Raw genomic sequence first — 23,766 nt, 5'->3', positions numbered from 1 at the left:
CCATCCCTATGAAGGAACTTTTACGCAGCACCGACCCAACCATCATGGCCTTTGCCACCGCCCTTCTTGAGGGTGAGGATATAGACTGCTTTCAAATGGACGTAAATATGAGCATCCTTGAAGGGGGCATTGGGATTTTTCCGCGCCGGTTGATGGTGCGGACAGCTGACCACGCTGCAGCAGAACGGGTTATGCTTGATAATGAGATCCCGCTGCGCTGATGGCGGGGTTTGAAGACGCGTCACTCAGCCTGGATGACTTCCTAGGCGGTCAGGTTCGGCTATTGCAGCCAAAACAGGGTTATCGCGCCGGTGTTGACCCGGTGTTGCTGGCGGCAGCGGTACCAGCTGAACCGGGCGCGCGGGTGCTAGAGCTGGGCTGTGGTGGTGGACAGGCGCTTCTCTGTTTGGCAGCGCGAATACGTGATCTGCGCCTTACCGGAGTGGAGTTGCAACCGGACTACGCCGATCTGGCGCGACGCAATGCCGCGCAGAACGCAGTCGAAATGACGGTGGTTGAAGCTGATCTGGCGGCACTCCCCGTCGATTTGCGTCAGATGCAATTTGATCATGTGATCGCAAACCCGCCCTATTATCGTGCCGGTGCCCATAGTCCGGCTCAGGACGTGGGTCGGCAAATTTCTCTTGGTGGCGCAACAGAGCTGAACCTGTGGCTCGACACAGCGGCCCGACGGTTGGCGCACAAGGGCTATCTGCACATGATCCAGCGGGCTGATCGTCTGCCGGAGATGCTAAGCGCGTGTCTGGGGCGGCTTGGCTCACTTGAGGTGCTGCCATTGGCTGCGCGCGTTGGTCGTGACGCTGAGCTGGTGATCCTGCGGGCACGGAAGGGGGGGCGTGCTGGCTTCAAGCTTCACGCGCCTATGATCCTGCACGAAGGCGTATCGCATCTGCGGGATGGCGAGAACTACCGCGCCGAGATCAGGGCGGTTTTGCGCGAGGCGGCGGCGCTGCCGTGGCCCGGCTGACATTTAAGGTCAGGTCGCGGAAAATCGACTTTCCTTCGGCGGGTCCATGCCGAAATGACGGTTTCATGACAAAATATATGCTTCTGCAGCGTGACAGGGCAATATTCTTGTGCTCCACTCTTTCTGTACGCAACACGCTCAAAGGAGGAGGAATGAAATGAGCCTCAGCTCGCATCTGACCGAACTAAAGAAAAAGCACGAGCATCTGAGCATGGAAGTCGAACACGCCCAACGCTCGCCCGCCACTGATGGGCTGCGTATCGCGTCGATGAAGAAACAAAAACTGAAACTGAAAGAAGAAATCGAACGTCTCTCGACGGAAGAATACGCCGTCTGAGAAAGACCCGGATCTGAGTGTTGCGGCCCCACCGCTGCGATATCGGTATTTGAAGTCAAGACGTTGTCAGGATGTCAGGGGGTCATCAGCGCTGCTGGTGACCCTTTGTTGCATTGGTGGGTTGCGGGCTTCTACACTTGGCTGCTTGCGCGGGCGGCGAGCAATGCACCACCTGTTATGAGGCACGCCGCAATCGCCAGTGTCCATGACGGCGCTGCAATGCCCACAAGTACCAATATGACCGTCGATAACAGCGGTGCGGCATAGGAGCTGGTGCCTAGCATTTGTATATCGCCCTGCTTCACCCCGATATCCCATACATAGAACGCCAGACCAACGGGCCCCAGACCCAGCGCGAGCGTCGCACCCCAGCCACTGACGCCAAGCGGCCATCGGCTTTCCTCCAGTGTGAAATGTAATCCCCAAGAGGCAGCAGCAGTGATTAAGCAAAAAACAGCAACCGTGCTGGTGGGGGCAGTGCCCAGCCGACGTGCCAGTACGGAGTATCCAGACCACGTCAGGGCACAAAGTAGGGCCAGTCCGTAACCCGGCAGGGCAGAGGCATCAAATTCGGCGCCACCGCCAGTGATGATGGTTGTAGCCCCGGCAAACCCTAAAACTGCGCCCAATAGGTGCCCGGTGCGTAGGGTTTCACCTGGCAAGAGGCCGGAAAACAGTACGATCAACAGTGGCCAGAGATAAGCGATCAACCCTGCCTCTGCAGCAGGCGCAAGCCGCAGCGCAGAGAAATAGAGCGCGTGATAACCAAAGAGCCCGAGACTGCCAAAGAGATACACTTTCCATGACACGGCGCGAAGCGAGGCCAGCCCACCGCTGCGCCAACACCAAATCAGCCCTAATGAGCCGCCAATTGTGAAGCACAGTGCATTCAGCAATAGGGGGGGTGCCGGCGCGGTGCCTACAGTCAATACAGCAAGCAGAGACCATAACAGAACGGCGATAAAGCCAATTGCCGTTGCGCGATTTCGAGTCATGCGAGGGTCTCAACCGGGATGATGGTCAGCCCTTCGGAAACCGGAGCGGTCTTTTCAATCTCGGCCAGTATCCAGTCGCGGAACGCGATGATTTGGGGGCGTCGTTCTGCCCCTTTCTGACAGAGGAAACTGAAACGCGCCTTCCCCGTTAATGCCGTGCGGAATGGCGCGACCAATCGGCCTTCGTCTAAATCCTTGACCACGAGGGCACGCCGCCCCAGCACCACGCCTGCCCCTGCGAGGGCCGCGTCAACCGCGTGATCTGCGTTGCTGAACCTTGCTCCGTGGGTTGGGGCAAAGTCCTCACCCATCATTTGGAACCAAGCTGCCCAGTCCAGTAATGGAGACATGAAATTCAGAGAATCATCATGGATAAGCGGCGCGCCTTTCAGGGCGGCAACTGTTGGATACTGCCGAGCCATATCGGGTGTCATGACAGGCATGACCCATTCGACCGGAAGCGGCATCGAATAGACGTCCGGATACGGGCCATAGCCAAAACGGATTGCGACATCCACATCGTCGCGCATCAGATCAACCCTGCGCAGGCTGGCAGAAAACCTCAGATCAATTTCGGGATGGGCGCGGGCGAATTCATAAAACCTGGGTGCCAGCCATTTTGCTGTAAAGGCGGGGCCTGCGGTTACGGTTAGGGCGCCGTCATCCTGCAGGCGGATCGCCGCGCGCCAGGCTGCGGTCAGCGCCTGAAAGCCATCCGATGCGCCGGGGGCAAGCGCGATGCCTGCGGCCGTCAGCTCGACTGCGCGGTTCAGGCGTCGAAACACAGGTGCGCCCAGATGCTCTTCGAGGGACTTGATCTGAAAAGACAGCGCAGCTGGGGTGACATTCAATTCCTGTGCGGCGCGGGCAAAGGACATATGACGGGCTGCGGCTTCGAATGCGCGCAGTGCGGTCAGCGGGGGAAGGCGGTCAGACATATTGCATAAGTAATACTTAACTGAACAGTTGAAAAGTCTCGTTTGTCAGTGGTCATTCAAAGGTTCATGTTGAAGCCAAGTTAACACCGCTGATCTGAATGGAGGCCGGACAAATGGAATATTCAGCCAATGCTACCGTGAAGCAGGCCATGCTGCGCGCACATGAAGAGCGCGGTCAGGTCCTTCGGGCGATTTGGGCAAGCATCTTTGTCTCTCGCCGTGCAAAAATATTGCGGACAGAAATTTCCCGCTGGGCATAGCGCGCGTGTCCTTACGGGATAGGAAAAGGGCCGGTCCAATGGACCGGCCCTTGCCGTTTATTGATTTGAAGCCTTAGACAAAAAACTGGGCGCCATTGGCTGAAATGGTCGAGCCGTTGATGAACCCTGAATCTTCAGAGGCCAAGAAGGCTACACAGCGCGCAATTTCTTCTGGCTCGCCCAACCGACCTGCGGGAATCTGGCCGATAATGGACTCGCGGACCTTTTCCGGCACCGCCATGACCATTTCGGTGGCGATATAGCCTGGGCAGATGGCGTTGGCGGTGATGCCCGCGCGCGCGCCTTCCTGTGCCAGAGATTTGACGATACCTAGGTCGCCTGCCTTGGTCGCAGCATAGTTTACCTGCGCAAACTGGCCTTTTTGGCCGTTGATAGAAGAGATCACGATAATGCGGCCAAATTTGCGTTCGCGCATCCCTGGCCAGATTGGGTGAACCGTGTTGAACACGCCGGTTAAGTTGGTGTCGATGACCTCCTGCCACTGCTGCGGTGTCATCTTGTGGAATGGTGCATCGCGGGTGATGCCGGCATTGGCAACGACGATGTCGATCGGGCCAAGGTCTTCTTCGACCTTGGCGATACCGGCCGCACTTTCCTCATAGTTGGCGACGTTCCACTTGTAGGTTTTGATGCCGGTTGCTTCGGTAAATTTTGCTGCGGCTTCATCGTTTCCGGCGTAGGTCGCAGCCACAGAGTAACCTTCGGCCTTGAGCGCTTGGGAAATTGCTGCGCCGATGCCGCGAGAGCCGCCGGTGACGAGTGCATTACGTGCCATGGAAAAGTCCTCCGTTTTTGACTTGGTAATCTTGCTACTATTTTGTTTTCAATTCCGCAATTATATTACGTGGTGAAAGTGTCCGTTTGAGCCGATTTCCAACTCAACGTCGCGTTATGCTATTCCGCAAAGACAGCGTAAAAAGGCCGGATATAGAAAAGGGCGCCACAGCGGCGCCCTTAGATATGTTCCGAGCTATACCGCTCAGGGACGCTCCACACACATTGCAACGCCCATACCACCGCCAATGCACAGGGTTGCCAGTCCTTTTTTGGCGCCGCGCCGCTTCATTTCGAAGAGCAGCGTGTTCAGAACACGGCAACCTGAGGCGCCGATGGGGTGGCCGATCGCGATGGCGCCCCCGTTTACGTTTACGATCTCTGGATCCCAACCCATGTCTTTGTTGACAGCACAGGCCTGCGCGGCAAAGGCTTCGTTTGCTTCGACAAGATCCAAGTCGCTAACACTCCAACCCGCCTTATCCAAAGCGCGACGGGATGCGTAGATTGGGCCGACGCCCATGATTGACGGATCGAGACCGGCTGTGGCGTAGGATGCAATGCGGGCCAGCGGCTCGATGCCACGCTTTTCGGCGTCGTCCGCGCTCATCAGTAGTGTCGCCGCAGCGCCATCGTTCAGGCCGGAAGCGTTGGCGGCGGTGACTGAACCGTCCTTGGCAAAGGCTGGGCGCAACTTCTGCATCGCCGCCATGGTGGCACCATGGCGGATGTATTCGTCCTGATCGACGATGATGTCGCCTTTGCGCGTTTTCACAGTGAAGGCCGCGATTTCATCCGCAAATTTACCAGCCTTTTGTGCGGCTTCGGCCTTGTTCTGACTGGCTACCGCAAACTCATCCTGCATTTCACGCGAGATTTGCCATTTGTCGGCAACATTCTCGGCGGTTTGACCCATGTGGTAGCCGTTGAAGGCGTCCCACAACCCGTCGCGGATCATGGTGTCGATGTAGCTCATGTCGCCCATCTTGTGACCGGCGCGTAGATTTGCGGCGTGGGGCGAGAGTGTCATGTTTTCCTGACCGCCAGCGCAGACGACAGAGGCGTCACCCAATTGGATGTGCTGCGCCCCAAGTGCAACAGCACGCAAGCCGGAGCCGCAAACCTGGTTGATCCCCCAAGCCGAGGATTCCTGCGGCAGTCCGGCGTTGATATGAGCTTGGCGTGCAGGGTTTTGGCCTTGTGCCGCAGTTAGTACCTGACCCAGAATTGTTTCGGAAACTTCGGATTTGTCGATCCCGGCCCGCGCAACAACGGCCTCCAGCACAGCCGTGCCTAGATCATGGGCGGGGGTATTGGCGAATGCGCCGCCAAAACTGCCGACGGCGGTGCGTGCGGCGGATGCGATTACAACATTGGTCATCAGTTAGGGTCCTCTGCCATTCATAGTCCCGGGAGGCCAACCGCGCAGTCCGCATTTCGCAGCTGCAGCAACCGGGATCCCCCTGCCTTTTCTGAAAAAGGCCGTGTGTTTCTCTGCACGTGCAGCACACGCAAGGTGTCCCACAGGCAGAGCCCGTGTCAATCTATTCTATTGAAATCATATTGTGACAGGGCCGGTGCTTTGCCAAGCAATCATTGCATGCAGACACAGAGCGATCTCAGATGCAGGGGCAACAGCGCATTCAGCGAGCCGTACAAAACCAGCTAGGACGTGCAATTTGGAATGAATTAGGAGGCGCGGTTTTTCGTGCGCAGATCTTCCAGCCAGGGCGGGCTGACCGATGGCGCGCCAAACAGATACCCCTGCAGGCAGTCAACACCGATGGAAATCAAGAATTCGGCATCTGCGGGGCTTTCGACCGATTCGGCCACCACTAACATGTCGAACTGCTTGGCGATCCCGACAAGTGCGCGCGCAACTGCCTGGTTGTCATGGCTGGCATGGATGGCGCGAATGAACTGTCCGTCGATTTTCACCGCATCAAAGAAAAATTGCCGAAAGTAGCTGACAGCGGTTGCCCCGGCACCAAAGTTGTCGAGGGCAAAAGCGATGCCATGCTTTTGCATTCGGTCCATGAAGTCGATGACCAGCTCTGGCGTCGCCATAGCAGAGGCTTCCGTGATCTCCAGTACCAGCCGCTCGCCAAGTGTTGCATCCTTTTTCAGATACTGATCCAGTACCCGCAGCCAGCGTTGGTAGCCGATGGAGCGTGCAGACATGTTGACGGAAAGGCGGATGTTCGGGCTGCGGGCCAGTGCTTTCAACCCATGCTCTAGCGCAAGACAGTCCAGTTCGCGCCCTTCTTCCTTGTCCTCAACCAGAGGCATAAAATCGCGTGCTGGGATGACCCGGCCTGTGGCATCCAGCACCCGAATATACCCCTCGTAAAAGGCGACACCCTGCGGTGGCATAGCCTGCATGATCGGCTGATAGGCAAGCATTGTTTGGTTATGGCGAATCGCGTCGCTGACCATATCGAGGGTAGAGCGATCACGTGTTACAACAGCAGAGGTCAGCGGGTTGTCGCCCCCCTCTGGCATGTCGGCCATAACCTTATGCTTTTTCTTCACGGATTGGTCCCTTGGCGCTGACGTCGTTCGATCAATATGGGTCAGACTAGACCCTGGCGCAAAAGGGTTGCGCTTTAATTAAAGATAGAACTTTAGATGAAGGCCGTGACAGGCTGCTAGGGCCTGTCAAAACCTGCGCTGCCAACATCTTCGGGGTGTCGTTTCAGGTGTTTGGCGCGGATCGTCTCAGAACTGTCACGGCTGCCGTCATGACTGTAGCCCGGTGGGGCAACAGCGTAGAGAAAGCGCTGCCGTATTGTCAGGCCGGGTTTGGTCACATCCTTGAAAATGCTGACCCATTCATGGAACGCGACCCGCAGCGGGTTGAAGGTACCAATATTGTGCACCAGCCCATAGTCAGGCCTGTCGTGATCCTGTTCAGGGACAAAGGTACCAAATATCTTGTCCCAGATGATAAAGACGCCAGCGTAATTGCAATCCAGATAGCGCGGATTGCGTCCGTGATGGGCGCGGTGGTGGCTGGGCGTGTTCATCACAGATTCGAACCAGCGGGGCATACGGCCTATGGCCTCGGTGTGGATCCAGAACTGATAGACCAGATTGATGCCACCGACAAAAAGTACTATGGCCGGGTGGAATCCCAGCAGCACCAGCGGCGCACGCACGACCATCATGAAGGTGAATGCTCCGGTCCAGGTCTGTCGCAGTGCAGTGGTTAGATTGTAGTGCTGGCTGGAGTGGTGATTGACGTGGCTGGCCCAAATCCAACGGATCCGATGTCCGAAGCGATGAACCCAGTAATACCGTAGGTCGTCCAGCACGAAGCACAGCAATATGGCCCAGACCGAAGTGCCCAGATTTAAGGGGCTGACTTGCCACAACAGCATGAAGAACGCCCAAGCAATGAACCCAAGCGCGATGCCTGACGCCACGCTGCCCGCGCCCATCACCAAAGAGGTCACGGCGTCGCGTGTTTCATACCGTCCTCCGCGTCCCTTGATCGCAATCCACAGAAATTCGGCCAGGATGGCAGCAATAAAAAACGGGACCGCCCATTGTGTAACATCTGGGTAGGAAATCGTGTCAGGCATGCGTCTGTCCCGTCTGTTCTATTGCCGCCGAAGGGTTGGTTGGTCGGGCGGCGCTGATGTGTTGACGCCATTCGACTTTTTCCACCTCGGTCAGGTGCAGCAGCACCGACGGTGTGGCGAAATCGGCAAAGCTGACGCGCAAGCCTTTAGGGTGATTGGTAAGGTGTGAGCCAAGAAGTGGGCGCGCGATGGTGTCCGCGCCAAAGCACCAAACCAGGCCAAGCCCGGCATTGGTCTCAATCAGGGCCGCGCGACGATTAGTACTTGGCAGTGTCTTCAGGATCCGACTGTCAGGATCATGACGATGCCACGCCTGCGCAGCGCGCTCTTGCGTCATCAGCACCGGGGCCGAACGCCCCGTCATATGTAGCAGGATGGCAATAGCGAGAGTGCCGATCAGCACCATCGCCACCAAGATTTCCAGCGGCATCACGTTCTCCCTGCCTGCAGATTGACGGGAGAGGAATTGGTCTGTCAAAGGTGGCGTGGGGTCAACCTTTGACAGGGTATCTGGGCAATAGGGTCGCCTAGCCTCGCAACCGGCGCTTACTAGCGGTCCTGAAGTTGGCGGCGTGCGTCGCGAGGCGGGGCCTGCGAGGCGATCACTTTGCCTCTATGAGCGCCCTGATAATGGATTTGGCACTCTCGGAGTTCCATTCGGCATCGCCGCGCAGCCGTGCGATTTCCGCGCCTTCCCGATCCAGCAATACTGTGATCGGCAGGCCTAGGATGGCCATCTCGCGTGCCACGGCCTGTTTGGGATCCTGATGTCGCGGCAGATTGTCGATTCCCGTCTCGTCAAAGAATTTCTGTATCCCGGTGGGTGAGTTCCGCCCGGTCGCCAAGGTCAGGACCTCGAAGTCGTCGCCGCCAAGCTCAGTTTGCAGTTCGGACAGCATTGGCATTTCCGCGCGGCAAGGGGCACACCATGTGGCCCAGAAATTCAGTAGCACGATCTTGCCCTTATAGTCGGCAAGCGTTGCCGTGCCAGCATCGTCGGCCAGCTGAAATGCGGCACCAGACACAGGCTGCGGCGCCGTGTGCACCACGAGTTTCTTCATATCCCCGTCACGCAGAGTCTCAAGCGTGGCAGGGTCAATCGCAAAGGCTGCATTTGCACCCAAGGTCAGGGCCATATAAAGGGAAAGCTGACGAAACAGACGCATATTATCTCCGGGGTTCCACACCATGACAGATCAATCCTCGAACCAGATGTGGGGCGGCCGCTTTGCCGCTGGCCCGGACGCGATCATGGAAGCAATTAATGCTTCGATCGGGTTCGACAAGCGGATGGCAACACAAGACATCGCAGGTTCCAGGGCCCATGCGGCGATGTTGGCCGCAACAGGCGTTATTACGGATAATGATGCCGAGGCCATTCGGGAAGGGCTGCTCACGGTCTTGTCAGAGATCGAGGGCGGAACATTCCAGTTTTCGACGGCACTGGAAGACATCCATATGAATGTGGAGGCCTGTCTGAAAGAGGTCATCGGAGAGCCTGCAGGCCGTCTGCACACGGGCCGCAGCCGCAATGACCAGGTGGCGACCGATTTCAAACTCTGGGTGCGTGATCAGCTGGACGCGGCTGAATCGGGTCTTTTGGCGCTGATCCGTGCGCTTCTGTCGCAGGCCGAGGCGGGCGCCGATTGGGTGATGCCGGGCTTTACCCATTTGCAGACCGCGCAGCCGGTGACCTGGGGACACCACATGATGGCTTATGTGGAGATGTTCGGCCGCGATTTGTCCCGCGTGCGCGACGCACGCAAACGCATGAACGAATCGCCTCTGGGCGCGGCGGCGCTGGCCGGCACATCCTTTCCAATCGACCGGGAGATGACGGCATCGGCGCTGGGCTTTGACCGCCCGGCGGCCAACTCGCTGGACGCAGTCAGCGACCGCGATTTTGCGCTCGAATTTCTGAGTGTGGCCTCGATCAGCGCCATTCATCTATCCCGCTTTGCCGAAGAGCTGGTGATCTGGTCCTCGGCGCAGTTCCGCTTTGTGACCCTGTCTGACCGTTTCTCCACGGGTTCGTCGATCATGCCGCAGAAGAAGAACCCCGACGCAGCCGAGCTGATCCGCGCCAAGGTGGGCCGGATTTTTGGTGCCAATACCGCGTTGATGATGGTGATGAAGGGGCTACCGCTGGCCTATTCCAAGGACATGCAGGAAGACAAGGAACAGGTCTTTGACGCCGCTGACAACTGGATGCTGGCGCTGGCCGCGATGGAAGGCATGGTCAAGGATATGACCGCCAACCGCGAAAGCCTTGCCACGGCTGCCGGCTCTGGCTTTTCCACGGCAACCGACCTTGCCGACTGGATGGTGCGGGTGCTGAAGGTACCGTTCCGCGATGCGCATCATGTAACCGGCACGCTGGTTGCCATGGCCGAAAGCCGTGGTTGTGACCTGCCAGACCTGTCGCTCGAGGATATGCAAGGCGTCCACGGCGGCATCACCGAAGATATCTTTACTGTGCTTGGCGTCGAAAACTCGGTAAACTCACGTATGTCTTATGGCGGTACCGCACCAAAGCAGGTGCTCGCGCAGGTCGCACGCTGGCAGAGCATTCTGGCGAGCTGATTGGTCGCAATTCGGGCGGCGGCGATCTGCCAACCCGGCCGCAACCGCCCAATTCGAAAGGGCCTGACATGCAGAAAATGATTGCTGTTCTTTTTGTGCTCGCCGCGTGTGTGGGTCTTGCAGCCTGTGGAGTTGATGGCGAACCGGTACGCCCATCACTGAACGCTGGGGTTGGGGTGTCCAATAGCGGTGTACATGCAGGCGGTAGCTTAGGCCTGCACAAGGGGCCGCTCAGCGTGTACCTTGGTGTGTGATTAACTGCGGAATCATTTGATCCGCGCCCCGGTTCTGGTCTAAGCGCGACCTATGGATCATTTTCTCTACCGCGACGGCGCGCTTTACGCCGAAGACGTGCCGGTGGCCGAGATTGCGGCCGCCGTGGGCACTCCGTTTTACCTCTATTCTACAGCGACGCTGCTGCGCCATTTTCACCTCTTTGACGATGCATTGAAGGGGATGGATCACCTGGTTTGTTACGCGATGAAGGCGGCTAGTAATCAGGCGATCCTCAAAACGCTGGCACAGGCCGGTGCCGGTATGGATGTGGTCAGCCAAGGCGAATATCTGCGCGCCAAAGCTGCGGGTGTGCCCGGCGACAAGATTGTGTTTTCTGGTGTTGGTAAAACTCAGGACGAAATTCGCATCGCACTCAGCGGTGGCATCCGCCAGTTCAACGTGGAATCCGAACCTGAAATGGATGTGATCAACGCTGTTGCAGTGGAGCTGGGCCTTGTCGCCCCGATCACCGTGCGGGTGAATCCCGATGTCGATGCCAAGACCCATGCAAAGATTGCTACCGGAAAGTCGGAAAACAAATTTGGTATTCCGATTGCCCGGGCTCGCGACGTCTATGCACGCGCCGCTAGTCTGCCGGGGCTCAAGGTCATCGGTATCGACGTTCATATCGGCTCGCAGCTGACTGAGCTGGAGCCGTTTGAGTTGGCGTACTCCAAAGTCGCAGAGCTGACCGAACAGTTGCGTGCAGATGGCCATGACATTCACCGGTTGGATCTGGGGGGCGGTCTGGGCATTCCTTATACCCGTTCCAACGATACGCCACCTTTGCCGGTCGAATACGGCGCTATGGTGCAGCGCACGCTTGGGCATCTGGGGTGCGAAATCGAGATTGAACCGGGTCGGTTGATCGCCGGGAACGCAGGGATCATGGTCAGCAAAGTGATCTATGTTAAATCCGGCGAAGATCGTGATTTTCTGATCATTGACGGGGCTATGAATGATCTGATCCGCCCTGCCATGTATGAGGCCTATCATGATATCGTGCCGGTGGTGGAGCCGCAGGCCGGGCAGGAACAGCGTCCCTACGATATTGTCGGCCCTGTGTGCGAAAGCGGGGACACATTTGCACGCCATCGCGATATGCCGTCGCTCGAATCGGGGGATCTCGTCGCTTTCCGCAGTGCCGGGGCCTATGGTGCGGTGATGTCCAGCGAATACAATTCTCGTCCGTTGATCCCAGAGGTGCTGGTTAACGGGGATCAATTCGCGGTTATCCGCCGACGTCCGGACTTTGACGAAATGATAAACCGCGATACCATCCCTAAGTGGCTCTGACGGGTTTCGCGGCATCTGACGCGGCGCAGAGCTGACCGGAGGCGCCGCCGCCATGGCCAACGACCCTGAGTTTCGCCGCAAGGCTGATACACGACCGTCTGACGCGCTCGGCCCGCCGGGCGGGTCAGATCGTGGACAAGGGGGAGGGGATTCACCATGCAAAACTGCCGTTACACCAGGTGACCTAGGGTTCTTGGACCCACGTCTGGCGGCCCTACGCTGGCCTCTGCGGCTGACCTGGCTGGGCCTGCTGGCGGAACGGTTGGTGCAGACGTTCTGGCCGCTTGTATCGCTGGTAATGTTGGCGCTGGCGGCCGTGATGCTTGGCTTGCATGAACAGCTGCCTGTTGAATTGGTCTGGGCCGGAGCTGTGCTTTTGGTACTTGCCGTTCTTGCTGCACTGGGTTTTGGCTTCTGGCGCTTTCGTTTCCCGCGCGCCGCCGATGCTCTAGCCAGGTTAGATGTGACGCTGCCCGGCCATCCGATTGCAGCGCTGCTGGATGCGCAGGCAATTGGATCTGATGATCCGGCGTCACAGGTCTTGTGGCGCGCGCATTTGCAGCGGATGCAGGCGCGCGCAGCCACTGCTGTTGCCCCGAAACCCGATCTCTCGGTCGCCCGGGCAGACCCATTTGCGCTGCGTTATCTGGCCGTTTTGGCACTGGCGGTGGCGATGCTGTTCGGGTCTATATGGCGCGCAGGCACGCTGGGAGAGCTGGCTCCTGGCGCTGTGGCGGCCACTGCTGGGCCAACATGGGAGGGCTGGGTTGAGCCGCCGCGCTACACCGGTCTGCCGGTGTTATATTTGAATGATCAAACCGATGAAGTGCTGAGCCTACCAGAGAATAGCCGTTTAACCCTGCGGTTCTACGGTGAGGTCGGTGATCTGACGCTGGATGAAACCGTATCGGGGCGAACCGGGGATCTGCCTTCGGCTGCAGATTCAGAGCAGAGTTTCATGATCACCGAAGATGGCACTATAGCGATCAATGGCGTGGGTGGGCGCAGTTGGGATATACGTCTGGTCGCGGATCTCCCCCCCACGATTGCCATCATAGGTGATCCGACATTGGAAGCCGACGATACCACAACGCTGACTTATACCGCGAGCGATGACTATGGTGTAGTGGACGGTCAAGTCGAAATCTCGCTCGACATGGAGGCGCTTGTGCGGCGACATGGCCTTGTGGCCCAGCCCGATCCACGGGACCCAATTGTGCTGGATTTATCACTGCCGCTCAGTGGGGATCGCCGTGCCTTTGACGAGCAGATGATTGATGCCTTTGCGAAGCATGCCTGGGCGAATATGCCGGTCACCTACCGGATGACGGCACAGGATGCGGCGGGTCAACGCACTTTGTCAGAACCGCTGTCATCATCTCTTGTGACACGCCGGTTCTTTGATCCCATGGCGGCGGCAGTGGCTGAACAGCGACGGGATCTCCTTTGGGCACGGGTCAATGCACCGCGTGTGGCACAGGTTTTGCGGGCATTGTCCCATTACCCGGCTGAGGTATTCCATGATCGTGGCGATTACCTTCGCTTGCGAACAATTCTACGACGGCTTGAGCAGCACAGTGCCAATGGCAGTTTGAGTGCCGAAGTGCAGGAAGAGCTGGCAGAGGCGCTCTGGCAACTGGCGATTCAGCTGGAAGACGGAGATGTCGGTGACGCGTTAGCGCGGATGCAGCGCGCCGAGGAACAGTTGAGCCAGGCAATGCGCGATGGTGCTACTGAGGAAGAAATTTCCCGTCTGATGCAGCAACTGCGCGACGCGACGCAAGACTATTTGCGCCAACTGCAGCGGCAGGCGCAGCAACAGGGAGAGCAGGGCGAACAGCAGGGGGGGGCGGATGAAAACGCGATGCAGCTAACGCAACAGGACCTGCAAGCGATGATGGATCGCATTCAGGACTTGATGGAGCAGGGCCGAATGGCAGAGGCTGAACAGGCGCTGCGTGAGTTCCAGCAGATGATGGAAAACATGCGCGTCACCGAAGGTCAGCCAGGTCAGAATGGGGACCCGGGTGAGCAGAGCATGGAAGGGCTGGCCGAAACTCTGCGAGAACAGCAAGGGCTGTCTGATCAGGCATTTCGTAATTTGCAGGAGCAGTTCAATCCCGGCGCCCGTCGCGGCGAAAATCAGGGCAACGAGGGCCGCAACGGCGGTCTTGGGCGTGGGCAGTCGCACGAGGGCGGTCAGGGCAACCAGGGTGGCAAAGGTGATCGCCCCGGATCTGGCGACCCCAGTGGCAACCGGCAATCGGGCCAAAGTGGGCAGGGGCAGCGCTCCCCTGACACTGGTACCGCTCAGAGGGGCGGTGCAGACGGACAACCAAGTGGGCAACAAGGCGGCGAACGGGGCTTGGGCGGCTCTCTCGCAGATCGCCAGCAAGCCCTACGGGATCAGCTGCAGGCGCAACGCGACGGCCTGCCCCTTAGCGGCGGTGACGGCGGAGAAGCGACGCGCGATGCGCTGGAAGATGCTGGTCGAGCTATGGATGGTGCCGAGGATGCGCTGCGCCAGGGGGATCTGGCCGAGGCTATTGACCGCCAGTCCGACGCGATGGAGGCGTTGCGTGAAGGGATGCGTGCTCTTGGTGAAGCGATGGCGGAACAGCAGCAACCGGGACAACAGCAGGGTCAGGGGCGTGCCAATACGTCGGCGCAGGGCAGTCGCATGGATCCGCTGGGACGGCGCAATGGCGAACAGGGGGACGGTGGAGTTTCCGATGGCCAGTTCAGTGAAGGCCAGGCCTATCGTCGTGCATGGGACCTGCTGGAGGAAATCCGCCGCCGGGCCGGTGAGCGCAACCGCAGCGACACTGAACGCAACTATCTTGAGCGGCTCCTCGACCGGTTTTGATCCATCAAAATACAGTCTGACACCCAATTTCGGTACGAAGCATTGCGCCGATACATTATCTTATTGCTGCACGGTGAATGCGCGGACCTTGGTATCTAACCACAGTCGTGCGGCATCCACTTTGGCAACATAGCTGCTGAGGTAGGGATCCGCCTGCGGCAGTTTCTGTGCAATCAATGGAGCGTTGTCATAGGCCATGGCCAGTGCCAGCGCGATCAGTAGTGCAAAGGCGAAACCGCGGGTGAAGTTCCGCTTTTTCTTGGGCGGTGCGGCATCTGTCGGCGGGGCGATTGCCGCAGCAGGTATGTCACCACCTGATCGCAAGGTGGAATTGATTTCGTCTATATTGGGCAGGAGCCCGCGGCGGGACTCGGTCTCTGATGTTGCCAGTTGTTGGGGGTCTTCCCCCCTCATACGCGCCATCTGTTCGCGCGCTTCGCGGGCCCGCCGTGCGGATTCGTCTTCGGGGAGTGAATCCAACCCGAGATCGGTTTGCGTCTGCAGGCTGCCCGCCTCTGCGGCACGCAGGCTGGCCTCGCGTTGGGCCTCTTCACGCAGGATATCGCTGATTGAAGGATCCAGACCCCGCGCTTGCGCTGCTACTTCTGGGTGACTGTTCTGTGGGTCCTCATCCTGTGCAGGCGTTGTATCATGAGCGATTGCGTGGTCGTCGTCACTTATGGTTGTGGAAGGATCCGTCAGATGATCCGCCTCTGAAGCATCGGCTGAAGGCAGATTGGGATCAATATCATCCTGTGATGTGACCGCGTGGCCAGCCTGAAACCAGGTTTGACCGCAGTTTGAGCACTGGACATCGCGCCCTTCATCCGGGATCACATCATCCGGCACCTCATACTGGGCAGCACAGTTCGGACATGTCAGTCGCATGGGTCACTCCTTGGGACCTAAGGTGGCTCCGGGGGGGTCCGGGCGGCTGTCGGCGGGTGATTGTTGAATAATCATAGGCAGTTCCGTCTTTCCACGAAAGAGCCAATCGCGCGGGACCTGTCATGCAAAACGGGCCGGGGCGGGATGGCAACAGCGCGAACCATTGAAACTGCGCGCTCAGTCGGGCAAAACACCGGGGACCAAAAGGGGACCGCCGTGATCGAGCTGGACAATGTGGGGTACAACTACGGCGGCGGGGAACTGCTGAACGAGGTGTCGGTGCAGCTTGCGCCGGGCTCGTTCCATTTCCTGACCGGGCCATCCGGCGCGGGCAAGACTACGCTGCTGAAGCTGTGCTATGGGGCGCTAACGCCAACCTCTGGCCGGGCGCGGGCGTTTAACATGGATATCAATGGGTTGGATCGCGATCAGATGGCGTATCTACGCCGTCGCGTCGGTGTTGTTCATCAGGATTGCCGATTTCTTGACCATCTGTCGGTGATCGAGAATATCGCTTTGCCTCTGACAGTATCGGGCCGAGATATTGATCAGGAAGAGGCGAATTTGAACGAACTGCTGAGTTGGGTTGGTCTTTCAGATCGCGCCCATGCGAGGCCGCCGGAGCTTTCCGGTGGTGAACGCCAACGCGCGGCGTTGGCCCGTTCGGTGATCCTGTCGCCCGATGTGATCATCGCGGATGAGCCAACCGGCAATGTTGACTGGGAAATGTCGCAGCGGCTGTTACAACTGCTTGTCGAGTTGAATCACATGGGCAAAACCGTCCTAGTAGCCACCCATGATTTGTCGCTGATCCGAGCCGCCAAAAAACAGGTGCAAGCACGGGTTCTGCGGATTTCGAACCGGCAGCTTCAGCAGGCGGGGGTGGACCTATGAACCTGTCCCGTCTCCGCAATCTCATCGTCGGTGATGCTCAGGCCGACCGGGTGGTGCCGCCGAGTGGGTTTACAGCACAGCTCACTTTGTTTGTGTCGGGTGCAATGGCCTTTTTGGCCGTTTTTGCGCTGGCCCTGTCGCTGGCCTCTGGTCGATTGGCGGATCGCTGGGCAGAAGAGCTGGCGCGCGCCGCAACGCTGCGCATCAATGCCCCGGCGGAACAGCGTGTTGCGCAGACCGAGGCGGCACTGAGCATTCTGGAACAGACCCCAGGTGTTGCCTCTGTCCGCGCGCTGAGCCGCGAGGAGCAGGCAGCCCTGCTGACGCCCTGGTTTGGGACTGAGCTGCCGCTGGATACGCTGCCCATTCCGCAACTGATTGAGGTGATCGAAGATGATCCGGGTTATGATGCGGTTGGTTTGCGTTTGCGGCTTCAGGCTGAAGTTCCGGGCGCAATCCTTGATGATCACACCCGCTGGCGTGCGCCTCTTGTGGACGCGGCACAGGCCTTGCGCCGACTGGCCTGGGTGTCGATCCTGTTGATCGGTGGGGCCACGGCAGCGATGATAACTCTTGCGGCAAATGCAGCACTAGCGGCCAATTCTCAGGTGATCGAAGTGCTACGACTGGTCGGAGCCTTGGATACCTACATTGCGCAGGCCTTTATCCGCCGATTTACTCTGCGCGCCCTTCTGGGGGCTGCAGTGGGTGTTGCCCTAGGCATGATCGGGGTGTGGCTGATGCCCGAAGCCTCACGCGAGGGTGGGTTTCTGACCGGTTTGGGCTTTCAGGGCTGGAGCTGGCTCCTGCCGCTGTGCATTCCTGTGCTTGGTGCGCTCGTCGCCTTTGCCGCAACAACGCGTGCGGCCAACAAACGTCTTGGAGATTTGGCGTGAAAACTGCATTTCGATGGCTGCTCTCGGCCGTGTTTATGGTTCAGATCTATGTGATGATGGCCGTCTTTGGGTTAGTCTTTGCTCCTTGGGCGCTGGTCTCGCCACGGGGCGCGCGGATGGCGTGCCGGACCTATGCAGGCTATGTTCTGTGGTGCGCCCGCTGGATGCTGGGGCTACGCACCGAGGTACGTGGACCAATCCCGACCGAAGAGGTCATCATCGCGGCCAAACATCAGAGTTTTCTTGATATTCTGATTATCTTTCACGCAACGCCGGCTGCCAAGTTCATCATGAAGCGAGAACTGTTGTGGACACCGATCATTGGTATCTATGCCAAGCGGCTTGGCTGTGTGCCGGTGAACCGCGGGAAAAAGGGCAATGCCATTGCTCGAATGGTTAAAGACGTCGCGGCCGAGTTTTCCGATCCGGGCCAGTTGGTGATTTACCCGCAGGGGACACGCGTCGCGCCTGGGGCTGACAAACCTTATAAGATCGGTACCGGCGTTCTTTATGCAGCGCTTGAGCAGCCTTGCGTGCCTGCCGCCACAAATGTCGGCCTGTTCTGGCCTCGTACGGGCATTCTGCGTAAGCCGGGTCTGGCCGTGGTGGAGTTCTTACCCTCTATCGCGCCCGGCTTGGAACGCAATGCATTCATGGCAACGCTGGAAGAACAGGTCGAGTCACATTCTGATAAGTTGATGCAGGAAGCGGGGTTCACGCGCGATGGAATTTCTCAACACGGTTGAACAGCTAGAGGCACTTTACGGGACACCGGGGGCACCCTCTATACGCAAAGTGGCGCGACAAATGACACCGCTCTATAGTCAGTGGATCATGGCGTCACGTCTGTGCATGTTGGCGACGGTTGGTCCCGAAGGCACGGATGATAGTCCACGCGGCGACGATGGTCCGGTTGTGTTGGAATTGAACCCGGGCACGCTGGCCCTGCCGGATTGGCGTGGGAACAACCGCATTGACAGCCTGCGCAACATCGTCCGCGATCCTCGCGTATCGCTCATGTTCCTTGTGCCCGGTTCAAACAATGTTGTGCGGGTGAATGGCCGCGCACAAATCACGGCGGACGCCCATGTGCTGGAGCGTTTCGACAAGAATGGCAAACAACCCCGTACAGTTATTGTCATCGCAATTGACGAAATATACAGTCAATGCGCGCGCGCCCTGATGCGCGCAGGGACCTGGTCCGCGGGTGACGATAGCGACGCTCTGCCCTCTATGGGAGAGATTCTTGCGGAACAAACTGCGGGCGAAGAGGGCGGAGCGACCTATGATGAGGCTTGGGCTCCGCGCGCTGCCGAAACGATGTGGTAGCAGGGTGGCCTGCGTTCAGCGCCACCAAAAATACCTTTGTCTTGATCAGCTCATCAAGACCTGGCCGACCAAGATCTGTGGTTGCACATTGGTGAAATTGATGACGTCATCAATTATGGGACCGCCTTTTTCACCCATTGCCATGTCCAGCGTGTCCATATCAGCAAAGGTGATCGTTGCGATCAGCAGATAGGGCGCAGGTACGTCAGGCCCACCCGCGATGCCGCGCGATGCCTCGACGGTTTCCATCAGCTCTCCCCAATGTTCTTCGACAAGGGGCAGATGAGTGTTTTCATAATAGTCGTAGTCAAAAATCGCCTCGGCAGAGGCAGGGTAGATCACTTGCAGGCTGACGCTCATAGCATAGGCTCCGTTTCAAGAGAATACGGCCCACCAATGAGTGGGCCGTATTGGTGTAAGTATCATATCTAGTAGGGACTGGCAGCGTGATACATGCCGTTTCCCAATTGGCAAAGTTAGCTGTGGATCGGGCCGTCGCCGCAGGCCAGTGCCGCTTCGCGGACGGCTTCGGAGTAGGTTGGATGCGCATGGCAAGTGAGGGCCAGATCCTCGGCGGAAGCGCCGAATTCCATCGCTACACAGATTTCGTGGATTAGGTCGCCAGCTGCTGGACCGATGATTGATGCGCCTAGAATACGATCGGTTTCCTTGTCCGCAATCAACTTTACGAAGCCGCCTTCGGCCTGATGCACGGCCTTGGCGCGGGCGTTGCCCATGAACATGAACTTGCCGGTCTTGATCTTGCGACCTTCGGCCTTCAGCGCATCTTCGGTCTGGCCCACGGTGGCCACCTCGGGTGTGGTGTAGACCACGCCGGGGATCACGCCGTAGTTGACGTGGCCATGTTTGCCCGCAATCACCTCGGCCACCGCCATTCCTTCATCTTCGGCCTTATGGGCCAGCATCGGCCCCTCGATAACGTCACCGATGGCATAGACACCTTTGACATTCGCGGCCCAATGGGCGTCGGTTGCGATCTGGCCGCGCTCGGTCATCTTGACACCCAGAGCATCAAGGCCCAGCCCCTCAGCGTAGGGCTTGCGACCGGTGGCGACCAACACCACATCGGCATCGATCACTTCGTCATCGCCGCCTTTTTTCGGCTGGTACTTCACCTTTGCTTTGGTCTTGGAGGTTTCAACCTCCTGTACCGCAGCCCCCATGATGAAGTTCAGACCCTGTTTTTCAAGGATCCGCTTGAAGCTGCGCTGAACATCTTTGTCCATGCCGGGGCAAACGGCGTCCATATATTCAACCACGGTCACGTCAGACCCGAGACGTGCATAGACCGACCCCAGTTCCAGCCCGATGACGCCGGCACCGATTACGACCATTTTCTTTGGGATCTTGGGCAGGTCCAGCGCGCCGGTGCTGTCCACTACAATCCCCTTGGCGTTGTCGACCTCGACGCCTGGCAGCGAGGAGGGCACCGAGCCGGAGGCAATCACGATGTTCTTGGCCTCATGGGTGTCATCGCCCACCTTGACCTTGCCAGCCTCGGGGATGGAGGCCCAGCCCTTGATCCAGTCGATCTTGTTCTTCTTGAACAGAAACTCGATGCCGCCGGTGTTCTGGCCGATGACCTCTTCCTTGTAGGATTTCATCTGCGCCCAGTCGACCGAGGGGCTTTTGCCCTTCAGACCCATATGGGCGAAGTTATGTTCCGCTTCATGCAGCAGATGGGTCGAGTGCAACAGGGCCTTTGAGGGGATACAGCCGACGTTGAGGCAGGTACCGCCGAGGGTTTCGCGGCCCTCGACCACTGCGGTCTTGAGGCCCAGCTGTGCGCAGCGGATGGCGCAGACATAGCCACCGGGGCCGGCGCCGATTACGATCACGTCATAGGATGCCATATTGATGTGCTCCTTGAGGGGTTAGCGATTAAGGTCATGGGGAAAAGGGGCTCTGCCCCCGGCCCTTGCGGGCCTCCCCCGGAGTATTTGGGAAAGGTGACGGCTCATACCAGCGCTGCGATCAACATAAAGACGGTGGCAAAAAAGCCGACAAACCAGATGATCGAGCGGCCAGGGGTCCAGCCCAAGGCGTAAGCCGGCACGTAGAGCACCCGGGCGCAAAGATAGACCCAGGCACAGCCTGCGGTGAAGCCCGTCGATTGATCGCTGATCACCACCACGCCGCAGGCGATGGTGAACAGGATCAGCCCTTCGAAATGGTTTTCCATCGCACGTTTGAAGCGTCCGGCTGTACCTGTCAGGGTGACCGGCGTGTCGCGTGGGCCAAGTGCTATTTTCGGATCCAGTTGGCGATTTGCCGTGATGGCATATGCGCAAAACTGAAGCGCTTGCAGAAGCGCGGCGAGGGTGAGGGCGGTGAGTTCTGCGGTCATTTTGATTCTTTATAGACTTTCATCAGCAGTCGGATCGGGGCAATCTCTTTGGGAGTGAAGTCGCTCGGTGTACCGTCCACCATAAATTTCTCAAGCATGTATCACTCCACATCATTGGCAAGCCTGCCGCGCTTTATAGCTTTGTTCATTGTCATGCGTATCAGGCCCGATGTCGCGAAGAAATCAAAGCCCATATCCGTGCGAAATCGAGCGAGAAAGGCCTTTGTTTCCTGATTAATCTCTTGGTGGCCTGACTTCATAATATCATGAAATTGCATTTGCAGCGTGGGCGTACCAACTTTGTACCTCCTCTAGAATTTGCTTACGGGCGCCTTTGCGAGACTGCTGATCATAAATATCGAGGAAGTCACTTCCAGGTACCACAACGGTGTTGAGGTCCAGCGTTTCTCCCGCTGGGAGCGTTGCCTCCAGTTGTGCAATCCACCACGCGCGATAGTAGTCCAGACCTTCGGTCAGTCGGACAAGTTCGGCGCGTATCTCTGTATCTGGTTGAGGAGACGTCATTGGCGATTAAGCTTCCAACCCGTCATTGCGACCAAAAAGCTGACAATGGTGAGCCAGACAGCGAACTGCACTGGCCGAACATAGAACGTGTCGACGTACGCAGGTTCAGCGAAAAAAGCAGGTTTAATGCTACTCAACGCGAAGAGGCAAACGAGAAACAAGACTGTAGAGCAACCGGCATAAACCGCTTTTGCAGACTCTCGGAATGTGAGTAATCCCCACATACCGAACATGAGAAAGCTCATAAGCGAGGACAGAAAAATGGCTTCCACGCGAAACACATGATCTTGTTGTGATGGCCAACCAATCAGTATTTGAACAAGGTTTTGGACCGAGGCTAGCGATATGAGCCAAGTTAAAACCGAGATAATCCAAATACTGATTGGTTTGGACAAGATTACAGATCCATCAGCAGGCGGCGGGGGTCTTCCAGCGCTTCCTTGACGCGCACGAGGAAGGTCACAGCACCTTTGCCGTCGACGATGCGGTGGTCATAGGACAGTGCCAGATACATCATCGGGCGGATCTCAACCTTGCCGTTGATCGCCATCGGGCGGTCCTGGATCTTGTGCATGCCCAGGATGCCGGATTGCGGTGGGTTCAGGATGGGCGAGGACATCAGCGAGCCGTAGACACCACCGTTGGAGATGGTGAAGGTGCCGCCCTGCATCTCTGCCATCGACAGTTTGCCGTCGCGGGCGCGGGCGCCTTTCTCGGCAATTGCCTTTTCGATCTCGGCAAAGGACATCGCATCGGCGTCGCGGATCACCGGCACAACCAGGCCTGTGGGCGTGCCAGCAGCAATGCCCATGTGGACGAAGTTCTTGTAGACGATGTCGGTGCCATCGATCTCGGCATTGACCTCGGGGACCTCGTTCAGCGCATGGCAGCAGGCCTTGGTGAAGAAGGACATGAAGCCCAGTTTCACACCGTGCTTTTTCAGGAACAGATCCTTGTACTCGTTGCGCAGGGCCATCACCTCAGTCATGTCGACCTCGTTGTAGGTGGTGAGCATCGCAGCGGTGTTTTGACTGTCCTTCAGACGCTTGGCGATTGTCTGGCGCAGGCGTGTCATTTTCACGCGCTCTTCACGGGCGGCGTCATCTGCAGCAACCGGCGCACGCACAGGTGCGGCCGCTGCTGGGGCCGAAGTGCTGGCAGCTGGTGCAGCTGCGGCAGCTGCCACGGCACGGGCGACGTCATCCTTCATGATACGGCCATCGCGGCCGCTGCCTTGCACCTGATCTGCAGAGAGACCGGCCTCAGCCATCGCCTTCTCGGCCGACGGCGCATTGGCGATATCCTTGGCCGGACCGCCCTGGCCTGCGGGGGGCGTGGTATATTGCGCCCCACCTGCGGTTTCGCCTTTGGTGGGCGTAGGCGTTACGGCGCCTGCTTCGCCACCTGAGATCACACCCAATTTGGCAGTCGCATCGACGGTGCTGCCTTCGGCGGCGGTGATCTCTGTTAGGACACCTGCAACAGGGGAAGGTACCTCGACGGAGACTTTGTCGGTTTCCAATTCGCACAGCATTTCATCCTGCGCAACGCTGTCGCCAACCTTTTTGAACCAGGTTGAAACAGTCGCTTCGCTGACGGATTCGCCAAGCGTGGGAACCATTACATCCGTGCTGTTGCCAGCGCTGTGGTCAGCGTCGGCGGTTGGGGTTGCCTCTGCCTTGGAGGCGGCGGCGGGCGCGCTTCCTGATGCCCCTTCAGCGATGGTGGCCAGCAGCGCGTCAACGCCAACGGTCTCACCTTCGGCGGCAACGATTTCGCCCAAGGTGCCAGCAGCCGGGGCGGGGACCTCTACGGTGACCTTGTCGGTCTCCAGCTCGCAGAGCATTTCATCAGCGGCCACAACATCGCCGGGCTTCTTGAACCAGGTGGCGACGGTGGCTTCAGTCACGGATTCGCCCAGGGTGGGCACGCGAACTTCGGTGGTCAT

The 23,766-nt window shown here is 58.3% G+C and carries 24 protein-coding genes; 10 read left to right on the top strand and 14 right to left on the bottom strand.

Annotated elements, in window-relative coordinates:
- Positions 1 to 8 precede the first annotated feature (8 nt).
- The 3 genes from PhaeoP97_RS14905 to PhaeoP97_RS14895 all read left to right on the top strand — a co-directional run bounded on the left by PhaeoP97_RS14905 (position 9) and on the right by PhaeoP97_RS14895 (position 1,325).
- Positions 9 to 221, top strand: a complete 213-nt coding sequence (locus PhaeoP97_RS14905; protein ID WP_072505740.1) for a putative signal transducing protein — start codon at positions 9 to 11, stop codon at positions 219 to 221.
- Entirely contained in the window at positions 221 to 988 is a 768-nt protein-coding gene (locus PhaeoP97_RS14900) for a tRNA1(Val) (adenine(37)-N6)-methyltransferase (protein WP_072505739.1), read from the top strand. Before PhaeoP97_RS14905 ends, PhaeoP97_RS14900 begins: the two co-directional genes overlap by 1 nt.
- 157 nt (positions 989 to 1,145) lie before the next feature.
- Positions 1,146 to 1,325 (top strand): YdcH family protein, encoded by a 180-nt coding sequence (locus PhaeoP97_RS14895; RefSeq protein WP_072505738.1) that lies wholly within the window; start codon positions 1,146 to 1,148, stop codon positions 1,323 to 1,325.
- A 131-nt stretch (positions 1,326 to 1,456) separates the two neighbouring features.
- Here PhaeoP97_RS14895 and yddG read toward each other — a convergent pair whose 3' ends face one another.
- The 8 genes from yddG to PhaeoP97_RS14855 all read right to left on the bottom strand — a co-directional run bounded on the left by yddG (position 1,457) and on the right by PhaeoP97_RS14855 (position 9,063).
- Complete coding sequence (gene yddG, locus PhaeoP97_RS14890; protein ID WP_072505737.1) at positions 1,457 to 2,320, bottom strand: aromatic amino acid exporter YddG; 864 nt, start codon at positions 2,318 to 2,320, stop codon at positions 1,457 to 1,459.
- On the bottom strand, positions 2,317 to 3,258 hold the full coding sequence (locus PhaeoP97_RS14885; protein ID WP_072505736.1) for a transcriptional regulator GcvA: 942 nt from the start codon (positions 3,256 to 3,258) through the stop codon (positions 2,317 to 2,319). Before PhaeoP97_RS14885 ends, yddG begins: the two co-directional genes overlap by 4 nt.
- A gap of 333 nt (positions 3,259 to 3,591) precedes the next feature.
- Positions 3,592 to 4,314, bottom strand: coding sequence for an acetoacetyl-CoA reductase (gene phbB, locus PhaeoP97_RS14880; RefSeq protein WP_072505735.1), 723 nt, complete (start codon positions 4,312 to 4,314; stop codon positions 3,592 to 3,594).
- A gap of 204 nt (positions 4,315 to 4,518) precedes the next feature.
- A complete protein-coding gene (locus PhaeoP97_RS14875; protein ID WP_072505734.1) occupies positions 4,519 to 5,694 on the bottom strand; it encodes an acetyl-CoA C-acetyltransferase in 1,176 nt (391 codons plus the stop codon).
- 308 nt (positions 5,695 to 6,002) lie between these two features.
- A complete protein-coding gene (locus PhaeoP97_RS14870) occupies positions 6,003 to 6,845 on the bottom strand; it encodes an EAL domain-containing protein (RefSeq protein ID WP_072505733.1) in 843 nt (280 codons plus the stop codon).
- 116 nt (positions 6,846 to 6,961) lie between these two features.
- Positions 6,962 to 7,897, bottom strand: coding sequence for a sterol desaturase family protein (locus PhaeoP97_RS14865; protein WP_072505732.1), 936 nt, complete (start codon positions 7,895 to 7,897; stop codon positions 6,962 to 6,964).
- A complete protein-coding gene (locus tag PhaeoP97_RS14860; RefSeq protein ID WP_072505731.1) occupies positions 7,890 to 8,327 on the bottom strand; it encodes a hypothetical protein in 438 nt (145 codons plus the stop codon). The genes PhaeoP97_RS14865 and PhaeoP97_RS14860 overlap by 8 nt, the downstream gene beginning before the upstream one ends.
- A gap of 172 nt (positions 8,328 to 8,499) precedes the next feature.
- Positions 8,500 to 9,063: a TlpA disulfide reductase family protein gene (locus PhaeoP97_RS14855; RefSeq protein WP_192849664.1), complete on the bottom strand. Its 564-nt coding sequence runs from the start codon at positions 9,061 to 9,063 to the stop codon at positions 8,500 to 8,502.
- A gap of 22 nt (positions 9,064 to 9,085) precedes the next feature.
- On the opposite strand from PhaeoP97_RS14855, the gene argH reads away from it, so the two are divergent.
- The 3 genes from argH (at position 9,086) to PhaeoP97_RS14835 (ending at position 14,918) form a co-directional block, all read left to right on the top strand.
- Positions 9,086 to 10,480 carry an argininosuccinate lyase gene (gene argH / locus PhaeoP97_RS14850; protein ID WP_072505729.1) on the top strand — a complete coding sequence of 465 codons (1,395 nt, stop codon included), beginning with the start codon at positions 9,086 to 9,088 and terminating at the stop codon, positions 10,478 to 10,480.
- Between the two features lie 306 nt (positions 10,481 to 10,786).
- Entirely contained in the window at positions 10,787 to 12,052 is a 1,266-nt protein-coding gene (gene lysA / locus PhaeoP97_RS14840; RefSeq protein ID WP_072505727.1) for a diaminopimelate decarboxylase, read from the top strand.
- A 52-nt stretch (positions 12,053 to 12,104) separates the two neighbouring features.
- A complete protein-coding gene (locus PhaeoP97_RS14835) occupies positions 12,105 to 14,918 on the top strand; it encodes a DUF4175 domain-containing protein (protein WP_072505726.1) in 2,814 nt (937 codons plus the stop codon).
- Positions 14,919 to 14,978: 60 nt separating this feature from the next.
- Here the strand turns inward: PhaeoP97_RS14835 and PhaeoP97_RS14830 are convergent, their stop codons facing one another.
- Positions 14,979 to 15,806, bottom strand: a complete 828-nt coding sequence (locus PhaeoP97_RS14830) for a zinc-ribbon domain-containing protein (RefSeq protein ID WP_072505725.1) — start codon at positions 15,804 to 15,806, stop codon at positions 14,979 to 14,981.
- 216 nt (positions 15,807 to 16,022) lie between these two features.
- Here PhaeoP97_RS14830 and PhaeoP97_RS14825 point away from each other — a divergent pair, with 216 nt between their 5' ends.
- The 4 genes from PhaeoP97_RS14825 to PhaeoP97_RS14810 are packed head-to-tail and all read left to right on the top strand — an operon-like array spanning position 16,023 to position 18,925.
- Positions 16,023 to 16,700, top strand: coding sequence for a cell division ATP-binding protein FtsE (locus PhaeoP97_RS14825; protein WP_072506510.1), 678 nt, complete (start codon positions 16,023 to 16,025; stop codon positions 16,698 to 16,700).
- Positions 16,697 to 17,596 (top strand): cell division protein FtsX, encoded by a 900-nt coding sequence (locus tag PhaeoP97_RS14820; protein ID WP_072505724.1) that lies wholly within the window; start codon positions 16,697 to 16,699, stop codon positions 17,594 to 17,596. The genes PhaeoP97_RS14825 and PhaeoP97_RS14820 overlap by 4 nt, the downstream gene beginning before the upstream one ends.
- Positions 17,593 to 18,342, top strand: a complete 750-nt coding sequence (locus PhaeoP97_RS14815) for a lysophospholipid acyltransferase family protein (RefSeq protein ID WP_072505723.1) — start codon at positions 17,593 to 17,595, stop codon at positions 18,340 to 18,342. The genes PhaeoP97_RS14820 and PhaeoP97_RS14815 overlap by 4 nt, the downstream gene beginning before the upstream one ends.
- Complete coding sequence (locus tag PhaeoP97_RS14810; protein ID WP_072505722.1) at positions 18,320 to 18,925, top strand: pyridoxamine 5'-phosphate oxidase family protein; 606 nt, start codon at positions 18,320 to 18,322, stop codon at positions 18,923 to 18,925. Before PhaeoP97_RS14815 ends, PhaeoP97_RS14810 begins: the two co-directional genes overlap by 23 nt.
- Positions 18,926 to 18,970: 45 nt before the next feature.
- Here PhaeoP97_RS14810 and PhaeoP97_RS14805 read toward each other — a convergent pair whose 3' ends face one another.
- The 5 genes from PhaeoP97_RS14805 to odhB form a co-directional block, all read right to left on the bottom strand.
- On the bottom strand, positions 18,971 to 19,285 hold the full coding sequence (locus tag PhaeoP97_RS14805) for an EthD family reductase (protein ID WP_072505721.1): 315 nt from the start codon (positions 19,283 to 19,285) through the stop codon (positions 18,971 to 18,973).
- Positions 19,286 to 19,401: 116 nt separating this feature from the next.
- Positions 19,402 to 20,799: a dihydrolipoyl dehydrogenase gene (gene lpdA / locus PhaeoP97_RS14800; protein ID WP_072505720.1), complete on the bottom strand. Its 1,398-nt coding sequence runs from the start codon at positions 20,797 to 20,799 to the stop codon at positions 19,402 to 19,404.
- A gap of 104 nt (positions 20,800 to 20,903) precedes the next feature.
- The gene (locus PhaeoP97_RS14795) at positions 20,904 to 21,293 is read right to left on the bottom strand and encodes an MAPEG family protein (protein WP_072505719.1); all 390 of its coding nucleotides are present in this window, start codon (positions 21,291 to 21,293) and stop codon (positions 20,904 to 20,906) included.
- Positions 21,294 to 21,557: 264 nt separating this feature from the next.
- Positions 21,558 to 21,818: a hypothetical protein gene (locus PhaeoP97_RS20655; RefSeq protein ID WP_237028948.1), complete on the bottom strand. Its 261-nt coding sequence runs from the start codon at positions 21,816 to 21,818 to the stop codon at positions 21,558 to 21,560.
- A gap of 397 nt (positions 21,819 to 22,215) precedes the next feature.
- Positions 22,216 to 23,766 (bottom strand): 2-oxoglutarate dehydrogenase complex dihydrolipoyllysine-residue succinyltransferase, encoded by a 1,551-nt coding sequence (odhB, locus tag PhaeoP97_RS14780; protein WP_072505717.1) that lies wholly within the window; start codon positions 23,764 to 23,766, stop codon positions 22,216 to 22,218.

Origin of the sequence: Phaeobacter porticola, from assembly GCF_001888185.1 — a bacterium.
GTDB lineage: Bacteria > Pseudomonadota > Alphaproteobacteria > Rhodobacterales > Rhodobacteraceae > Phaeobacter > Phaeobacter porticola.
Note: the sequence above shows the minus strand (reverse complement) of the source record. Positions and strands in the feature narration are given on the sequence as shown.

Coding starts and splice junctions, on each gene's coding strand:
- PhaeoP97_RS14905 (WP_072505740.1), top strand. CDS start 9: ATGAAGGAACTTTTACGCAGCACCGACCCAACCATCATGGCCTTTGCC.
- PhaeoP97_RS14900 (WP_072505739.1), top strand. CDS start 221: ATGGCGGGGTTTGAAGACGCGTCACTCAGCCTGGATGACTTCCTAGGC.
- PhaeoP97_RS14895 (WP_072505738.1), top strand. CDS start 1,146: ATGAGCCTCAGCTCGCATCTGACCGAACTAAAGAAAAAGCACGAGCAT.
- yddG (WP_072505737.1), bottom strand. CDS start 2,320: ATGACTCGAAATCGCGCAACGGCAATTGGCTTTATCGCCGTTCTGTTA.
- PhaeoP97_RS14885 (WP_072505736.1), bottom strand. CDS start 3,258: ATGTCTGACCGCCTTCCCCCGCTGACCGCACTGCGCGCATTCGAAGCC.
- phbB (WP_072505735.1), bottom strand. CDS start 4,314: ATGGCACGTAATGCACTCGTCACCGGCGGCTCTCGCGGCATCGGCGCA.
- PhaeoP97_RS14875 (WP_072505734.1), bottom strand. CDS start 5,694: ATGACCAATGTTGTAATCGCATCCGCCGCACGCACCGCCGTCGGCAGT.
- PhaeoP97_RS14865 (WP_072505732.1), bottom strand. CDS start 7,897: ATGCCTGACACGATTTCCTACCCAGATGTTACACAATGGGCGGTCCCG.
- PhaeoP97_RS14860 (WP_072505731.1), bottom strand. CDS start 8,327: ATGCCGCTGGAAATCTTGGTGGCGATGGTGCTGATCGGCACTCTCGCT.
- PhaeoP97_RS14855 (WP_192849664.1), bottom strand. CDS start 9,063: ATGCGTCTGTTTCGTCAGCTTTCCCTTTATATGGCCCTGACCTTGGGT.
- argH (WP_072505729.1), top strand. CDS start 9,086: ATGACAGATCAATCCTCGAACCAGATGTGGGGCGGCCGCTTTGCCGCT.
- lysA (WP_072505727.1), top strand. CDS start 10,787: ATGGATCATTTTCTCTACCGCGACGGCGCGCTTTACGCCGAAGACGTG.
- PhaeoP97_RS14835 (WP_072505726.1), top strand. CDS start 12,105: ATGGCCAACGACCCTGAGTTTCGCCGCAAGGCTGATACACGACCGTCT.
- PhaeoP97_RS14830 (WP_072505725.1), bottom strand. CDS start 15,806: ATGCGACTGACATGTCCGAACTGTGCTGCCCAGTATGAGGTGCCGGAT.
- PhaeoP97_RS14820 (WP_072505724.1), top strand. CDS start 16,697: ATGAACCTGTCCCGTCTCCGCAATCTCATCGTCGGTGATGCTCAGGCC.
- PhaeoP97_RS14810 (WP_072505722.1), top strand. CDS start 18,320: ATGGAATTTCTCAACACGGTTGAACAGCTAGAGGCACTTTACGGGACA.
- PhaeoP97_RS14805 (WP_072505721.1), bottom strand. CDS start 19,285: ATGAGCGTCAGCCTGCAAGTGATCTACCCTGCCTCTGCCGAGGCGATT.
- lpdA (WP_072505720.1), bottom strand. CDS start 20,799: ATGGCATCCTATGACGTGATCGTAATCGGCGCCGGCCCCGGTGGCTAT.
- PhaeoP97_RS14795 (WP_072505719.1), bottom strand. CDS start 21,293: ATGACCGCAGAACTCACCGCCCTCACCCTCGCCGCGCTTCTGCAAGCG.
- PhaeoP97_RS20655 (WP_237028948.1), bottom strand. CDS start 21,818: ATGACGTCTCCTCAACCAGATACAGAGATACGCGCCGAACTTGTCCGA.
- odhB (WP_072505717.1), bottom strand. CDS start 23,766: ATGACCACCGAAGTTCGCGTGCCCACCCTGGGCGAATCCGTGACTGAA.